Origin of the sequence: Pararoseomonas baculiformis (assembly GCF_017813395.1) — a bacterium.
Classification (GTDB): Bacteria; Pseudomonadota; Alphaproteobacteria; order Acetobacterales; family Acetobacteraceae; genus Roseomonas; species Roseomonas baculiformis.
This window is the reverse complement of record NZ_JAGIZB010000033.1, coordinates 14131-29947: the sequence shown is the minus strand read 5'-3', so window position 1 is coordinate 29947 and position 15817 is coordinate 14131. Positions and strand designations below refer to the sequence as shown.

Genomic DNA, 15817 nt, shown 5'->3' with positions numbered 1-15817 from the left:
CGGGAGATCAGCCCCCGGTCGTACTCCCGCCAGTTCCGGGTCCGGTAGCGGGTCTTCGGCCGCTCACCCCGTGCCGATGCCTTGCTCATGCAGGCCTACCTGCAAGGTTTGTGCAACAACGCCCTTGCGTTTCTCCCCGCCTGGCTCCCCTTTACCCCCGCTTGACCCTTCGATGTCCTCTTCCAGAAACGGTTCATCGAGCTCAGCCAATTGAACATCTGCGTTCAGGGCGGCAGGCTCAACGCGGTCATCGAGCAGCTGCAAATGCACTTCAGGCGCCGCGCACATGCGGATGCCGGCATCCTCAGCACGGAATTCCATCATCGGCTTCGGCAGGAAAAGGAGACCATCCGTAATGGCTTCCGCATCGCTCATCGTATCTGCGTGATCCGTGCGATATAATAGAAGTGACATCGCATTTCCCCGCTCGCAATCCGCTGCCGCCACGCAAGAACAGCTGCCGCGCTGGCCTCAGAACGAAGTTGCGCGCAACCAGCGCCGCAGCAAGGGAGGAACGATACGGCTATTCTTCTACTAAAGAACCATTTTGATGTGTGAATCCCACCAGCTAGTCAGGATGTGATCGTAGATATTATTCTGAATTCGATCCATATCGGTTTCTGTGATCACCTGTGGCGCAGGTGCCGGGTTGAATTCGCGGAACGCGCTCATCACGCGCCGTTCTTTGGTGGCGTAGTAGGCGCCGCGGGTGGCCGCGGTGCTGCTAGCCTCCTTCCGGAAGCTCGATCCAGAACTGGCTGCCTGTCCCGAGTTCTGAGGTGACGCCGCAGCGTCCACTCATGCGCTCGGCAACGCGGCGCACGATTGCCAGGCCGACGCCGGTTCCCGGGTAGGCTTCCCGGCCATGCAGCCGCTCAAATGGGCGAAAAATTCTTTCCCGGTGCTCGGGACCGATGCCGATGCCTCGATCCTCGACCCAGAGGCGCACCATGCCGCCGCGTTGCTCAGACCAGATCTTTATATCTGCTGCCTGGCCCGGCACCGTGAACTTCACGGCGTTCGAGATGAGGTTTCCAACCGCCAGTTCCAGCGCGCCGGCATGCGCCCGCACAGCGGGTAAGGGGCGCACGACTTCCAGCCGAGCCCCCGCGACCGCAATCTCCGCATGGTGAGCCGCAAGAGCCGCGTCCACCGCACTCTCGAGCGGCACGCGCCCGGTTGTAAGATCCTGCCCTGCGAGGCGGCTGTAGCCGAGAATGTCCTCGATCAGCCGGTCCATGCGCTCAGATGCGTCAACGATGCGCCCGAGATACCGGTGCTGCTCCGGGCCGAGGCACGGGCCGGCATCCTCCTCCAGCGCGGCGGCATACCCGCCGATGGCCCGGACTGGCGTGCGCAGGTCGTGCGAGATCGTCGCCGCATAGGCCTCAAGCTCGGCATTCGCCTCCTCCAGGTTCGTCGTGCGCTCATGCACCAGGCGTTCGAGCCGGAGATTCTGCTCAACCAGCTTCCGTTCCTCGCGCCGGCGCAGGACGAGGATGGTTCCAAACCCGGCCGAAACAAGCGCCAGCGCGGCGCAGACGAGGGCAAGGATGGTCGCGCGCCTGGCATGCCTCTCCTGAAGAAGGGTACGCTCGGCCAGGATCTCGCGTGCGCGGGCCTCCACTTCACCGAGCCCAGACCGGATCAACTCGACCAGATGCTGGCCCTCGTCGGTCCGTACCACGGCCAGCGCCTCGTCGAGCGAGCGGCGACGCAGCGCGACTGTGTATGAGAGCTCGGCCAGCTTGGCCTCGATCAGGGGCCGAACCCGACGCAGCCGTTGCTGTTGATCCGGGAACTGCAGACGGCGTTCCAGGGTAGCAAGATCCTCCCAGATGTGCCCGCTGGCCTCCTGAAAGGGGCCCAGATACCTCTCCTCCCCCGTGAGCAGGAAGCCGCGCTGGCCGGTTTCCGCATTCACCACGCCGACGATCACGGTCCGGGTTGCCTCAAGCACCTCGACGGTGATGTTCACGAGGCGGCGGGCCTCGGTGAGGCGCGCCAGGTTGAGGATGAGCAGGAAGGCACCGAGCAGGAGCAGGCCTGTCGAGACGAACGCGGCGACAGCCGCCCAGCCCGGAACGTCCCTGCCCCACCCGGGCCCCGCGCCAGCCGCGCTGCTACGTTCCTCTGCCATTACCGCCGCCGCACCCATCCCGGCTGCCCCAGAACATCCAGAACCCTGGAAGCGGCTGCGCGCCTCCGGGTTGCAGCGGCGCAGGATGGCGCATCCCATCTGGAACCGCGGGCCAGCGGATTTCGTTGAGAGTACCATGCGGATATTGATCACCGACGATGATCCCGACTTCCGGGATCTGGCTTTGCGAGAGGTCCGCCGGGAGTTTCCTGACGCCGTGATCGCCGAGATCGGAACGCCGGCGGCACTCGAAGCGGCGCTGCGCCAGGAGCCCAGGCCGGGGCTCCTGGTGTCGGACCTCGACCTGAAATGGACCGACGGCTTCGAGGTGCTCGCGGCTGTGCGGGCCGTGAATCCCATCTGCCCGGCCGTGATGTTCACGGGGACCGGCAACGAGGAGTTGGCGGTCCGGGCCATCAAGGCCGGTTTCGACGACTATCTCGTCAAATCGCCAAAGCAGTTGCGCCGCCTCGCGGCCGCGGCACGCGCGGCGGTCACCCGGGCGGAAACCCGTCGCAGCCTGGAGGAGAGCCGTGACCTGCTAACGCAGGAACTCTACCACCGCCTCCACAACAACCTGCAGCTCGTGATCGGGCTCATCAGCTTCACGGCCCGCAGCCTGGCCGACCGCGGGGCCCGGAGCCAGCTCGAGGATCTTGCCCGCCGCGTGCAGTCCCTCTCGATGCTGCAAGAGCAGCTTTACCGCGACGGCGCCTTCGAGAAGGTGAGGATCGGCGATTTCCTCCGGGGGCTCGTGGACGACATACTGGCCTTGGATGGCCGGCCTATCCGGGCCTCCCTCGACCTCGCCGACGAGGTGCTTCCCGTCGACACCGCCGTGCCGCTCGGATTGATCGCGAACGAGTTCCTGACCAACGCGATCAAATACGCCTTTCCAGATGGGGCGGCCGGGTGGATCAGCGTTTCGCTTCGGCGCCTTGACCAAGGCGGAGTCATTCTGGAAGTGAATGATGATGGCGTGGGGCTGCCGGAAGCCGTCTCCGACGCCCCGGGCCTAGGGATCCGCCTGGTCCGGCGCCTGGCCCAGCAACTGGGCGCCGAGCTTCGGATCAGCCCTAGGGACGGTGGGGGAACGCAATGCATGGTCCGGGTGCTGAGGCCAGCAGCCTGAAAGTCCTCATCGTGGAGGACGAGTTTCTGATTGCCGACTACCTCGCCATGGTTCTTGAGGATGGCGGGCACGAGGTGGTTGGCATGGCCGGAACCGCCCAGGAGGCCCTCGATCTTCTTGAATCGGGTGTGACGATCGATGTCGTGAGCCTGGATGTGAGGCTGCCGGGCGGGATGGACGGCCCCGAGCTGGCTGCCCTGCTGCGGGAGCGCGGGGGACCGCCTTTCCTGTTCGTTACAGGCTCAGGCGATCCGCTTCATCGTGCGCGCTGCGAGGCCATGTCGCCCCTTGCCATCCTGCAGAAGCCGATCCGTCCCGAGGCGATCCTGAATGTGCTGCGCGGGGTCGAGCGCCCTCGCTCAAGCGGGCATGGCGCCACCGGCGATCTCGGGCGTTAGCACCACCGGCAACCCACCCGGCGCATCCGGGCCAAGCCCGGCCGATGCACCTGTCCCGGCGCAGTGCCCTGCAGCCTGCCCCAAACCGCAAACGATCCCGCCTGCCCGGCCACGAACATCCGGACCTGCGCCGGGCTGGAGATCGCCGGCCGCCCCCCAGGGTCAGCCCGGAGATAGCCGGGCGGCTTCATCCAGGCACCACTGATCCACCAGGGCGGCGAGTGGGGCGGTGCACTCCCCTACGCCCCCGGGCGGCTCATCCGTCCGCCCGCGGAACCCAGGGAATGCGCCCCACCTCGATCCCCTCATCGGCCAGAGCCTCGGCCTCGTCGGCTGTTGCCTCGCCGTAGATGCCCCGGCGCTCGCTCTCGCCACGATGCATTTTCCGCGCCTCCTCGGCGAAGTCGCGGCCGACATGGTCGCAGTTCTTCTCCACCTCCGCCCGCATCCGCTGGAGGAGCGCCAGCAGCTGTGCCGGCATGGGGCCTGCCGTTGCAGTGGCGCCTTCAGGCGGCGCGGCGGCGGGCTGTTCGGGCGGCTTCACCGGCGCGGGCACGGGCTCGGTCCGCGCCTTCGCAATGGCGGGCGCCATCAGGTCGCGCCGGATCTTCGTGTCGCTGCAAACCGGGCAGTCGATCAGGCCGGACGCCGCCAGCTTCTCGAAAGCGGCGCTATCCTTGTACCAGCCGTCGAAGCCGTGCTCCTGGCTGCAGCGAAGTTGGTAGTGGATCATCTCTCGTCTTGGGATTGGAGGACGGTCTGCGCCGCCCGGTTCTGGCACTCCGCGGCGCGGAGCGCCAGAGAAGGCATCAGGCGGCCAGGAGCGCGTCGAGCTTCCCGGCCCGGTCCAGCGCAGCCAGATCATCCGAGCCGCCCATGGCTTGCCCGTTGATGAAGATCTGCGGCACGGTGGTCCGCCCTCCCGAGCGTTCGATCGCCGACTTGCGCGCGGCCGAACCGGTCGGGGCATCGATCTCCTGGTAGCTCACGCCCTTGCGGCTCAGCAGCGCCTTCGCGCGGTCGCAATAGGGGCAGTAAGGGATGGTGTAGATTTCGATCTGGGCCATGGGCACCATTTCGGTGACCCCTTCTGATCCTTCAAGGCGTGAGCGGGCCGGCGATCCGCGGATCGGGAACCCTCGCGATGGCCAGCACCTCCACCTCTGCCGCGCCTCCGTCCAGAAGGGCGGTGGCGCAGGCATCGGCCGTTGCACCGCTGGTCAGCACGTCGTCAATCAGCAGGACCCGCCGCCCGGTCAGCCGCGTGCCCGCGCCCGGAGAGAGGCCGATCGCTCCATGCAGGGCCGCCCGCCTTCCCTCCGCACCCAGCTTTCCCAGGGGCGCCGTGGCACGGAGCCGGCGCAGCGCATCCGGCATGACGGGAACCGTGCAGAGCCGGCCAAGCCGCAGCTCCAGGAGCGCCGCCTGGTTGTAGCGCCGCAGGAAAAGGCGCCTCCGGTGCAGGGGCACCGGCACAAGCAGATCCGCGCGTGCCAGAAGCTCAGCGCCCGCCCGCGCCATGTGGCGGGCAAGCGGAAGGGCCAGTTCCGTGCGGTCCGCATGCTTCAGCGGCAGCACCAGCCTTGCCACCGCATCGTTATAGGCGAATGCGGCCCGGGCCTGGGCAAAGGCCGGGGGGCGGGCCAGGCAGGCACCACAGATCCCGCCCTCCCCCTGCCCGGCATGCTCGAACGGCACCCCGCAGCAGCCGCAGAATGGCGGCACGATGGCGTGCAGCCCACCGAAGCAGGCTGCGCAGAGCGAGCCCTGCTGCAGCACCCGCGCGTCGCAGGCGAGGCAGTGCGGTGGCAGCAGCGCATCCAGCGCCTGCCCCCAGCCCTGCCGAACAAGGCGCCCTGCCCTATCTACCGCCGCCCGCATGATTCCTCCCCTGCCCCGGCCCAGGATGCTAGGCGGCCGCCCCTGGCGGCGGGAGGGGCGGCGCGACATATGCGGGGCATGAGCGCGCCACACCTGATCTTCGACCGCCGCCTGCTGCGTCGCCGCCGCGACCGGGCAGCCCAGACGCAGCACCGCGTGACGCCGGTGCTGGAGGCGCTGGCGGAGCGCCTGCTCGATCGGCTGGACGACACCACCCGGCGCTTCGCCTGTGCCCTGGAGATCGGCGGCCGAGGCCTGATCGCACCGGCCCTGCGCGGACGCGGCGTAGACACCGTCGTTTCGATGGACCTCTCGCCGCGCTTGGCCGCGGGTGCGGGCGGGCTCGCCCTCGTCGGGGATGAGGAATGGCTGCCTTTTGCCTCGGGCAGCTTCGACCTCGTGGTCGCCAACCTCTCGCTGCACTGGGTGAACGACCTCCCCGGAGCCCTGGCCCAGATCCGGCAGGCGATGGCGCCGGACGGGTTGTTCCTGGCCACCATGCCGGCCCTCGGCACGCTACAGCCGCTACGTGAAGTCCTGACCGGGGCCGATGCGAGCCTCCGGGGCGGCGCGGCACCACGGGTCTCTCCCTTCCCCGAGCTGCGGGACGGCGCCGGCCTGCTGCAGCGCGCGGGCTTCGCCCTCCCTGTGGCGGATCTGGAGGATGTCGCCCTCGCTTACCGGGATCCGCTCCTGCTGCTGCGCGACCTTCAGGCGGCGGGGGAGACGAATGCCGTCCTCTCCCGGGATAACCGAATCCCGCCACGCGCACTTTTCCCCTCGGCCCTGGCCAGCCTGCCCGCCGGGCCGGACGGAGTGCCCGTGACCCTCCGCCTCCTGACGCTGACCGGATGGAGCCCGGGGCCCGACCAGCCCCGCCCGGCCCGTCCGGGCAGCGCGACGGCACGGCTCGCCGATGCGCTTGGCGTTCCGGAACAGAAGACGGGCGAAAAACCGCACTGAGCTGGCACGCACAAAAAAGCCGCAAGAACAATGTCCTGCGGCTTTTCCTTCGTCTCTGGCGGGAACCTTAGGCGCCGTAGCGCAACACCATCCGTCCCTCGCTGCTGCTCACCAGATGTGTCTGGACCTCGGCCTCCGCACCGGGCTGTGCGCCGATCCAGCCGGAATGAAGTCCTTCGAGCACCGGGGCGATCCACGCCCGATCCTCGTCGCGCCGATGAGGGAGGCTGGGAGGAGCGGCATGGGTGAGAACGAGGGCCGGGCCATCGGAATCCAGGGCGATGGAAACCGAGCCCCAGCGGGGCCCGGCCAGGCGCTCATTGATCCGTGCCTCCAGCCCGGCCAGCGTGGCCTCGGGCGGGATTGGCGACAGGGCCGCGATCTGCGCGCCGATGGCGCGCAGCAGCACGGCACGTTCCTCGGCGGGCATATGGGCGTCCAGCGTGTCAAGCAGGGCGCGGAGGAAGCCCTCCCAGTCCGGGCGGGGTTCAGGGTTGGAGGTCATCAGGCGTCGGCCTCCTCACGGATCGAACCGGTAGCGCGCATAGACCAGGGCGCGCGTCTCATCGAAATCGGCGGAACGGTCATACCGGACCGAGGCACCGAGGCGGAGCGACGGGGTGAGGGCGTACTCGATGTCGCCGCGCAGCCCGGCAGTGACCGAAGTCTCGCGCTGGGACGGATAGAAGGCCGAGACGGAAGAGTCCGCGGCCGCCTGCGACTCCGCGACCGCCTGCAGCGCGCCATTGGTCGGGAAATACGGCATCCGCTTCTCGCGGAAATGCGCGACGCCGATGCTGGCCCCCAGCCTGTAGGCAAAGTTCCCGCGCCGTTCCCGGTAATCCACCGGAATGGAGGCAGCGATGTATTCCTGCGGGCTGAAATAGCCGCCATGGCCGAAGGTGAAGAGCCGCAGGTTCTTGTCGTAGCTGAAATAGGTCAGGTCCAGCCCGGTCACGAGCTCGCGGTTCTCGTTGCGGAGCACGGCGTAGTTCACGCCGGCTCCGGCCTCGATCCGGTTGTTGTCGGCAACGTTGCGGCCGCCGATCGTGGAGTAGCCGACCCCAGCATAGGCTCCGACCCGGCCGTCATAGTATTCCAGCTGCGCCCGCCCGGTGTTGCGGACGACGCCGCCGAACACCGTGCCTGTCCTGGGATCCCGCATCCCGGACCAGGCCAGCAGGCTGTCTGTCACGGAGCGCCGCTCGCCGCGCAGGCGGAGCTGCAGGTTCTCGCCAAGCCGGGGTGTCACCTCGACGCCGCCGAGCACCGTCTGCTCCCGGAAGCCCAGGGGCGTGGAGCCGAGATCAACGGTCACCGCGCCGCGGGCATAGCCGATGCCGAGGCTGGTGCCGGTCGCCGAGCGATCCCGCGGCGTAAGAGCGGCGATCTGGTCGCCAGTGAGGGTCCCGCCCGTGCTGGGAATATTGACTGCCGAGGTGCCGAAGCGGCGCAGGTCGGCCGGTCCGCTGTCCAGCCGCCCGGTGTTGATATTCACCGTGTTGACGCGCGCACTCAGCTCGCCGCCGATCGTCGGTAGCGGCAGGGCAGCCTCCACCCCGCCGCCATATTCCCGCAGCCGCTCCAGGCCACGCTCGCCGGAGCGCGTGCGGAAGGCGAAATTGGGCACCACCCGGCCGCTCGCCTCCTGGTTCACTTCGGCCAGCTGGCGTCCTATCTCCGACAGGAGGGGATCGTCCGAAGCCCGAAGCTGGCTCGGCGTGACCCCGCCCATGGCGGCGCTCGTCGGGCTGGAACCCACATCCATAAAGCCACCCGCCGGACCTTCCCCGGCCAGCATGGTGCGGCGATACGGCGCCTCCACCGAGGCGACCGGGGAAACCGCCCCGAGCTGCGCGCGCCGCTGATCGGCCGCCAGCTGCAACGCGGTCTGCGCCCGGCGGCCATCGCCACTCGCGCGCGCCAGCCTGGCCTCCATCACGGAAACCCGCGGATCGCTCGCATTCAGCAGCCGTCCCTCGGCGAGCAGCGCCTCGGCGGCCATCAGGTCGCGCTGGACCAAGGCTGCCTCCACGGCCCCCATCCGCGCTTCCACATTGCGCGGATCGCGCCGCAGCACGGCCTCGGCGATCCGGCCGGCCACACGCGGGTCCCGCGCCCCCTGGTAGAGGCGCGGCGGCTCGGCCTCGATGGGCAGCAGCGCGGCGGCTGCAGCCGCATGCTGCGGCATCGGCACGACGCCAAGGGCGGCGAGCTGCCTGTGCTGCGCCGGCGCAAGATCCGCGGCAGCTAGCAGGGGGGCGAGCACCTCGCCCGCCTCACGCTCCATCCCGCCATCCGACAGCGCGCCGGCCAGGCTGATCCGAAGCGCTGCGCTGCCGCCACGATCTACGCCAAGGGCGGCGCGAACCGCATCGGTCGCCCCGTCCCGGTCTCCGGCCCGGATGAGGGCACGGAGGGCGCGGATCGCGGTTTCGCCGGTGGGGTCCGTCCGGCCGGCAAGGGCCAGCAGGGCCCCACGCATACCCGGTTGGGGCTGCGCCGCGGCATCGGCCACCTCCGCCTGCCAGCGAAGACTGCGCAGAAGGCGCGCATGGTCACTGCCGCGCACACGGTCCGGCACGCGCTCGAGCAGGCGGATGCCCTCGGCAAAGCGTCCTTCGTCCTGCGCGAAAAGCGCTGCGGCCTGGATGGCCTCCGGCCCGGGGGTGCCGGCGAGCGCCTCCTGCATCAGGGCCCGCCCCTCCGCGCCGCGGCCGAGACGAAGCAGCTGGCGCGCCACGTCCAGCCGAGCCCCGGCGCTGGCGGGCGCCGCGGCGAGCGCGCCGCGCAGCAGCCCCAGGGCCGATTCAGGATCCTCGGTGCGCGACGCCTCTGCGCGCAGCGCCTCGGCCCGGGCGTTGTCGCGTGCTGCGAGGAGGCGGGCCAGCGCATCGGCCTCGGCGATCCGGTTCTGGCCCCGAAGGCTTTCGAGCAGACCCTGGCGGGCGGCAGGCAGGCCCGGGCGCTGAAAGACCGCCGCGCGGAAGCGGGCCTCCGCCTCATTCAGCTCGCCGCGCTGCAGGGCTATCGCCCCGAGCATCAGCTCCGCCTCGGCCCGGTCCGCCACATCCCGCCGGCTCGCACGGAGCAGCACCCTCTCCGCCGCTTCGGTGGCGCCCAGCGCCATCTGCCGCCGGGCCTCGACGATCTCCGTGGCGAACCCGGCCTGGTCCAGCGCCGCGCCCCAGCGAGCAGCCTGCGCCGGGTCCCCGGCAGAAGCGCGCATAAGAAGGTCGCGCGCCTCGCCGGCGCGGCCCTCACGCAGCCGCGCAATGCCGAGCCCGCCCAGAGCGGCCCTGTCCTCCGGCCTGCGCGCCAGCGCGGCCTCGAAGGCCTGCACCGCCCGGGCCGTGTCGCCCGCCTGCAAGGCGGCCTCGCCCGCAGCACGCTCGGTGGAATCCGCAGGATCGGCCCGTCCAGGCGCCTGGCGAAGCGCGGCTTCGACCCGCGCGATTCGCGGATCACCCGGCGCGGCCTGCCGCAGGCGATCGAGATAGGGGACGGCCGCCGAAGCCTCACCCAGCTCGATCTGGGTCAGCGCCGCGGCCGCCAGTGCCTCCGGGTGCATCGGCTGGACCGTCAGCGCCCGCTCAAGCGCCGCGACCGCCCGGGCCGGCTGGCCCTGGCTTCGCCAGAAGCCGGCCTGCTCGATCAGAACCTGGATGCCGCTTCCCTGGGCAAGGGCCGGCCCCCCGGCGAGGAGCGCCGCCGTAGCGGCTGCCCCGAGGAGGTAATGGCGCAGTGCGGTCATGCACGGGTCCTCAGCCGGCTGATCGCCCGGCGGCGCAGCGTCCAGTAGAGCGGGATCGCGATCACCAGGGCAGCGATGACCAGCAGCCCGAGCATCAGGTCCGGCCGGGTCGTGAGATAGCGCTGCGGCAGCAGGGTGATCGGCAGGCTGCCCACGCCATAGTTCCGCGACACCTTGAAGGAGGTGACCTGGCCATTGCTCACATGGGCCACGTCGCCCTGGATCCGGGGCTGCTGCTCGGGGTCGCGCAGGGCGGCGACCATGGCCTCCATGCCCTGCTGGCTCGAGCCCGTCAGCGCCACCACCGAGCGGTCCGAGTTGAGGGGGCTCTGGAAGCCGATCAGCAGGCCGATCCCCTCGCCCTGGTTGCCGCCCAGCGTCGCGGTCAGCCGCTCGCGGTCAAGCCGCCGGTCGTCCGAGATGAAGATGTTGCGGAAGTTATCCAGCGCATCGGGAAGCGCCACATTCACGCGGTTCCCTTCCACCGTGATCGGACCGTCGCGCAGCAGCGCGGAAAGGGCCGGCTGGCGGTTAAGAGGCCCGATCACGAGCAGGTCGCGGTTCGACACCGCCTCCAGCCCACCCGGGCGCGCCACCTCGATCCGCGTGGCGGGATAACCCACGATCGCGGCAATGCGCCCGATCAGGTTCAGCGCCGTGGAGATCTCCACGGGCGAGGCGCGGTCCGGCAGCACCACCGCCGTGCTCGAGAGATCGGCCATCCGCGTGTAGGGGAATCCGCTGCCCACGAAATAGGCGAGGTTCGGAAGCTCCGTGTAGCGATAGGCCGCCGAGAGATCGATCGTGCTGTCCGGATCGATGGACGAGCGGATATCGCCCGGCACGCTCACGCAATCGCCGCGGTGCAGCGGGCGCAGGTCGAAGCGGAACTGCAGCTCGTTCAGGCCGAAGACGAGATAGGGCGGAAGGCCGACCGTCCCCTCGCCGCGCTCGGCGGAGGCAGTGCTGCCGACGGTCCGGTAAACCCAGTTCCAGGGCCAGCCGGCCTCACCCTCCCGCAGCGGGAAGGACTTGAGATACACGTCGTTCAGCGCGGCATCGAGGCGCGAGACGGCCAGGTCCAGGATCGGGCCGGGCGGCGCGCGGAAGCGCACATCCACGGGCAGGTTCCGGTCGCGGAAGGTGTACAGGTCCGGGGCAGTGCGGAAGGGCACGGAAACCGGGCCCGGCGCGTAGCCATAGGACTGCAGTTCCGACGGATCGACCAGCTCGCCGAAGCGCACGGGCCGGTCGTTCCGGATCCAGCGAGGCGCATCATAGGGCCGGCGGGCCGGCAGCTCGTTCACGGCCACCGTGGCCAGTTCGCCGGACAGGCCTTCCTTCGCCGTCGCCAGCACCTGGGCGGCCACGGCGGCCTCCGCACCCGACCGCCCACCAACGAGGAGGAGCACGGAGGCCGGGTCGTTCGGACTGGGCAGGATGGCGAGAGTGGGCCCTTCCATGCGGGGCAGGGTCAGCCCGGGCAGGGAGTCCGAGCCCGTGGCGATGACCACGGCATTCCCGCGCGACGGCACCACCGAGCTGACCGGGAAAGCCGCGCCGCGATAATCCGCCTGCACCGCGAACCAGGAGGAGGTAACAACGGCCGCACGCACCGCGTCATTGCCTGCCCCTTCCGCCATCACCACCGGAAGGACCAGCGGCTCACGCAGAAGGCGGACATCGAAGAAGGGCTCGGGCAGCCGCGCGAGGTCACGGTTGAGCGGCAGGCGCTCGAGGGTGAGCTGCAGGGTGGAGAGGTCGGAAACCGTCGACCAGAGCAGGCCCGAAAGCGGGTCGTTGCACTCCACCGCATAGCGGCCGGTGAACCGGAAGTTCAGCCGGTTGCTGTCGGCGAAGAAGACCGGGTTGATCTGGAACTCCACCGGTCCGAAGGCCGGGCGCGCCCGGTCCGGCGTGATCGTGCCGACGAACTGCTCGTTCATCGTGATCGCGATCTGCGACAGCTCAGGGATCAGGGCGGGGCTGGTGGCGCCCTGAAGGGTGAGCTTCGCGCTCGTCACCACTTCGTCGGACCGGATGCCGAAGAGCAGTCCCTGCAGGTCCGCCAGCCCCCGCAGCTGCATCGGGCTGCGCAGACCGAGCTGGCGCAGCGTGCGCGTCTCGGTGCGCGAGCCGATGCCTGGCTGGGTCTCTCCACCGAAGGTGATGGGCGCGGAGGGCGCGACCATCACAGCTGGCGGGTTGAGGCCGGGCGGCGAGGCGGTCGGCGCGGCGGCGGGGGCCGGCTGACCCGGCACAGGCGTCGGCGCGTATTGCGGCAGGCCGGCCGGCGCCGGAACCTGCCCGGGATTGAACTGGGCAGGCGCGGGCCCCGAACCGGGCGGTGGCGGCGGGGTGAAGCTTCCCTGCCCCTGGTTGATCGCCGGAGGCGGGGTCGGCGCCTGTGGCCGCGGCGACTGGGCCGCGGCGCCAACGGGCAGGCCAAGCCCGAGCGCGAGCAGGACAGCAGCCGAACGGCGCGCACGCTCGACCGAGCGGCGCTGCGCGGCCTCCGCGCCGCGGCTCGGCGCAACGGCCCGCGCCGGCTGGGCTCGCGCGGCGGCCAGGCGGCGTGCCCGGCGGGCGCGGAAGGAAAACTGGCTGTCGCCGCGGAAGAGGCCGCCGATGCTGCGCACGACCTCGCCAAGCGAGCGCATGGGCCGGTCGTGGCGGACATCGTCCCAGTCCACCCAGGCATCGGCACGGCCGAGCACCACCCGGGTTATGTTGCCTTCGTCCCGCAAGTTCTGGGGAACGAAGCGCACCTGCAGGCGGCCATCCTGCCAGCGCAGGGCTTCCGCGGGAATCGTCACGCGTTCCGGACCCAACTCGATCTCCAGTGTCAGCACGGCATTGTCGGGCAGTCCCTCCGGCCGCGCTGCGGCCACGGCCGCGCCACCAAGGGAAAGGTCGAGCGTCTCGCCGGGAACAAGCCGTCCATCGGGGAGCGAGACGTGCAGGGGCATGATGGCGCCGACGCGGGCGCGCTCGCGCACCTGGCGCCGCTCGCGCCCCACGGCGAGCCCCGCCAGAACGGTCAGGAGCGAAAGCACCACCCAGAGGGTGTTCAGCGCATTCGCCTGAAATTCGAGGCTCTCATAGGGATACGCGGCCATGCCATAGATGCCGGAGAGCAGGCCGAGGACGAGAACCACCGCGAGGATGAAGTTCGGCCCCGTGGCGCGGAAGTCGAAATAGCCTTCGTCCAACGTGCCGCCCTTGTCGGTCACGTTGAACTTGCCGCGCTTCGGGTCGAGCAGGGTCGTGACCACCACGGGCAGCAGGTAGAGCGCGAGCACCGTCTCGTAGATCTCGGACCAGAAGGAGTGCCGCACCCGGGCCTGGAGCTTCGAGTTGGTCAGAACGGCATGCACCACATGCGGCGCGGCATAGGCGACGATCGCGAGCGGCGAGGCCGCGATGATGTTCTGGCCGAACAGGAGAAAGGCGAGCGGCGCGGTAAGGAAGATGAAGCGCGGCACCGGGAAGAGAAAGTGCCACATGGATGCCACGTAGCAGAGCCGTTGCGTCAGGCTCAGGCCCGGGCCCAGCAGCGGGTTCTCGATCCGGAAGATCTGCACCATGCCGCGCGCCCAGCGCATGCGCTGGCCGATATGCGCGACGAGGCGGTCCGTGGCGAGGCCGGCGGCGAGGGGCAGGCGGAGATAGGCGGTGCGCCAGCCCAGCCGCTGCATCTTGAGACTGGCATGGCAGTCCTCGGTCACGGTTTCGGTCGGCACGCCGCCGATCTGCTCCAGCGCCGTGCGCCGGATCACCGCGCAGGAACCGCAGAAAAAGGCCGCGTTCCAGAGATCATTGCCCTGCTGGATCAGCCCGTAGAACAGAAGCCCCTCATTCGGCACGCGCGTGCCGGAGGCGAGGTTCCGCTCGAACGGATCGGGCGAATAGAAATGGTGCGGCGTCTGCACCATGGCGAGCCCGGCATCGCGGAGCATCCAGCCCATGGTCATCTGCAGGAAGGCGCGGGTCGCGACATGGTCGCAGTCGAAGATCACCACGTACTCGCCATCCGTGCGGGACAGCGCGTGGTTGATGTTGCCCGCCTTCGCACCCTTGTTGTCCGGACGGATCATGTAGCCGCAGCCGACCTGGGCGCAGAAGGCGCGGAACTCCTCGCGACGGCCGTCGTCGAGCAGCACCACATTCATCTTGTGGCGCGGCCAGTCCATCGCCATGGCGGCGAAGACCGTCGGCTTCACCACCTCGAGCGGCTCATTGTAGGTCGGGATGAAAACATCGACGGTCGGCCAGTATTCCGGATCCTCCGGCAGCGGCGCCGGGCGACGCTCCAGGGGCCAGAGCGACTGCAGGTAGGAAAGCAGCAGCGCGACCACGGCATAGATCTCGGCCAGCAGCAGGCCGGTACCAAGGAAGGTCGAGAAGAAGTTCGTGTAATCGAGCGTGTCCGTGATGCGCCAGTAGATGTAGCGCGTGGAGATCACGCCGGAGAGCAGCGCGAGGAAAACGAGGGAGCCCTTCCCCGGCACGAGCGAGACAATGGCGAAGACCAGCAGGCCGCCGACCGCGAGCCAGGCCTGCTGTTCCGCCTCCAGCGGTGCCACGATGAAGGGCAACGCGATGATGAAACCGAGAAGAACGGCCAGCCGGCCAAGCCAGAGGCTCACCCCGGCCGCGTTGCGGAAGCGCCTCATCGGCTGGCCTCGACCGTTGGCTGCTGCGGCGCGGGCACGACCGGGGGAAGGACCGGCGACTCCGGCGTTGGCTGCGGCGCCGCGCCGATCCCGGCGGCGACAGGCGGCGGCAGCGCGGCGGAGATGAGGCGCGCAACCTCCTTCAGGTCCGAGGCGGCGCGGCTGTCCGGCGCATGGTCAAGCAGCAGGCGCTGGCAGGCCAGGCTTTCCGCCACGGTCTCCTCCCGGCTCATGGCGCCGAGCATGCGATAGCCGAGATGCCGCGCGACCGCCTCGGCGGAGGCGCGGGACAGGCGGGAGGAAAGGTCCACCCCGTTCAGCACCACCCTCAGGCGACCGGCCAGCAGGGCCGCCATGGTGCCCGTGCCGAGGAAGCGGCCGCTCTCGATCTCCGGCACCAGGGCGGCACTGATCGCCTCCGCCTGGAGCACGCCGATCACCATCGTCGCCATCGGCCCGAGAAGGGCCAGTGCCTGGGAAGGCCCTGGCGGCAGATCGGCGAGCACCACAAGATTCGGCTCGGCCAGCATCTCGCGGAGCGGGTTGCCCAGCAGGTCCGGTTCACGGTCCAGCGCGACGGCGAGGTCGAGTGCGCCCCGGAGATCCGTGGCCCCATGCGGCAGCAGCAGCACGCCCGAGGGGGTCTGGCGAAGATGGCTGCGCCAGTTTCCATCGCCCTGCAGCAGCCCGGTGACGAAGCCGGCCTTGTCGGTCAGCGGCACGCCGAAATGCAGGCGCAGCGCGTTCTGCGAGTCCAGGTCTATCGCGAGAACGCGGTGGCCCAGGCGCTGCAACGCATCGGCGATGTTGGCGGTGAGCGTGGTCTTCCCGACCCCACCCTTGGGCGACGCGAAGCAGATCAGCGACACGGCG

General features: G+C 69.7%; 12 protein-coding genes. 3 read left to right on the top strand and 9 right to left on the bottom strand.

Annotated elements, in window-relative coordinates; translation table 11 throughout:
- Positions 1 to 63: 63 nt before the first annotated feature.
- On the bottom strand, positions 64 to 375 hold the full coding sequence (locus tag J8J14_RS21745) for a hypothetical protein (protein ID WP_209381651.1): 312 nt from the start codon (positions 373 to 375) through the stop codon (positions 64 to 66).
- Positions 376 to 724: 349 nt separating this feature from the next.
- A complete protein-coding gene (locus J8J14_RS21740; RefSeq protein ID WP_209381650.1) occupies positions 725 to 2158 on the bottom strand; it encodes a sensor histidine kinase in 1434 nt (477 codons plus the stop codon).
- 118 nt (positions 2159 to 2276) lie between these two features.
- On the opposite strand from J8J14_RS21740, the gene J8J14_RS21735 reads away from it, so the two are divergent.
- Both J8J14_RS21735 and J8J14_RS21730 read left to right on the top strand, forming a co-directional pair.
- Positions 2277 to 3272, top strand: a complete 996-nt coding sequence (locus tag J8J14_RS21735; RefSeq protein WP_209381649.1) for a sensor histidine kinase — start codon at positions 2277 to 2279, stop codon at positions 3270 to 3272.
- A gap of 11 nt (positions 3273 to 3283) precedes the next feature.
- Complete coding sequence (locus J8J14_RS21730) at positions 3284 to 3670, top strand: response regulator (RefSeq protein WP_209381648.1); 387 nt, start codon at positions 3284 to 3286, stop codon at positions 3668 to 3670.
- 256 nt (positions 3671 to 3926) lie between these two features.
- Here the strand turns inward: J8J14_RS21730 and J8J14_RS21725 are convergent, their stop codons facing one another.
- The 3 genes from J8J14_RS21725 to J8J14_RS21715 form a co-directional block, all read right to left on the bottom strand.
- Entirely contained in the window at positions 3927 to 4403 is a 477-nt protein-coding gene (locus J8J14_RS21725) for a DUF1178 family protein (RefSeq protein WP_209381647.1), read from the bottom strand.
- Positions 4404 to 4479: 76 nt separating this feature from the next.
- Positions 4480 to 4737 carry a glutaredoxin 3 gene (gene grxC, locus J8J14_RS21720; protein ID WP_209381646.1) on the bottom strand — a complete coding sequence of 86 codons (258 nt, stop codon included), beginning with the start codon at positions 4735 to 4737 and terminating at the stop codon, positions 4480 to 4482.
- Between the two features lie 31 nt (positions 4738 to 4768).
- Complete coding sequence (locus J8J14_RS21715; RefSeq protein WP_209381645.1) at positions 4769 to 5551, bottom strand: ComF family protein; 783 nt, start codon at positions 5549 to 5551, stop codon at positions 4769 to 4771.
- Between the two features lie 69 nt (positions 5552 to 5620).
- On the opposite strand from J8J14_RS21715, the gene J8J14_RS21710 reads away from it, so the two are divergent.
- A complete protein-coding gene (locus J8J14_RS21710) occupies positions 5621 to 6514 on the top strand; it encodes a methyltransferase domain-containing protein (RefSeq protein ID WP_209381644.1) in 894 nt (297 codons plus the stop codon).
- Between the two features lie 67 nt (positions 6515 to 6581).
- On the opposite strand, the gene bcsD is transcribed toward J8J14_RS21710, so the two are convergent.
- Genes bcsD through J8J14_RS21690 form a run of 4 tightly spaced genes read right to left on the bottom strand, consistent with a single transcriptional unit; the run spans position 6582 to position 15813 of the window.
- The gene (gene bcsD / locus J8J14_RS21705) at positions 6582 to 7019 is read right to left on the bottom strand and encodes a cellulose biosynthesis protein BcsD (protein ID WP_209381643.1); all 438 of its coding nucleotides are present in this window, start codon (positions 7017 to 7019) and stop codon (positions 6582 to 6584) included.
- A gap of 15 nt (positions 7020 to 7034) precedes the next feature.
- Complete coding sequence (locus tag J8J14_RS21700) at positions 7035 to 10268, bottom strand: cellulose biosynthesis protein BcsC (RefSeq protein WP_209381642.1); 3234 nt, start codon at positions 10266 to 10268, stop codon at positions 7035 to 7037.
- Positions 10265 to 14944, bottom strand: coding sequence for a UDP-forming cellulose synthase catalytic subunit (gene bcsA / locus J8J14_RS21695; RefSeq protein ID WP_209381641.1), 4680 nt, complete (start codon positions 14942 to 14944; stop codon positions 10265 to 10267). The genes J8J14_RS21700 and bcsA overlap by 4 nt, the downstream gene beginning before the upstream one ends.
- Positions 14941 to 15813: a cellulose synthase operon protein YhjQ/BcsQ gene (locus J8J14_RS21690; RefSeq protein WP_209381640.1), complete on the bottom strand. Its 873-nt coding sequence runs from the start codon at positions 15811 to 15813 to the stop codon at positions 14941 to 14943. Before J8J14_RS21690 ends, bcsA begins: the two co-directional genes overlap by 4 nt.
- Between the last annotated feature and the right edge of the window lie 4 nt (positions 15814 to 15817).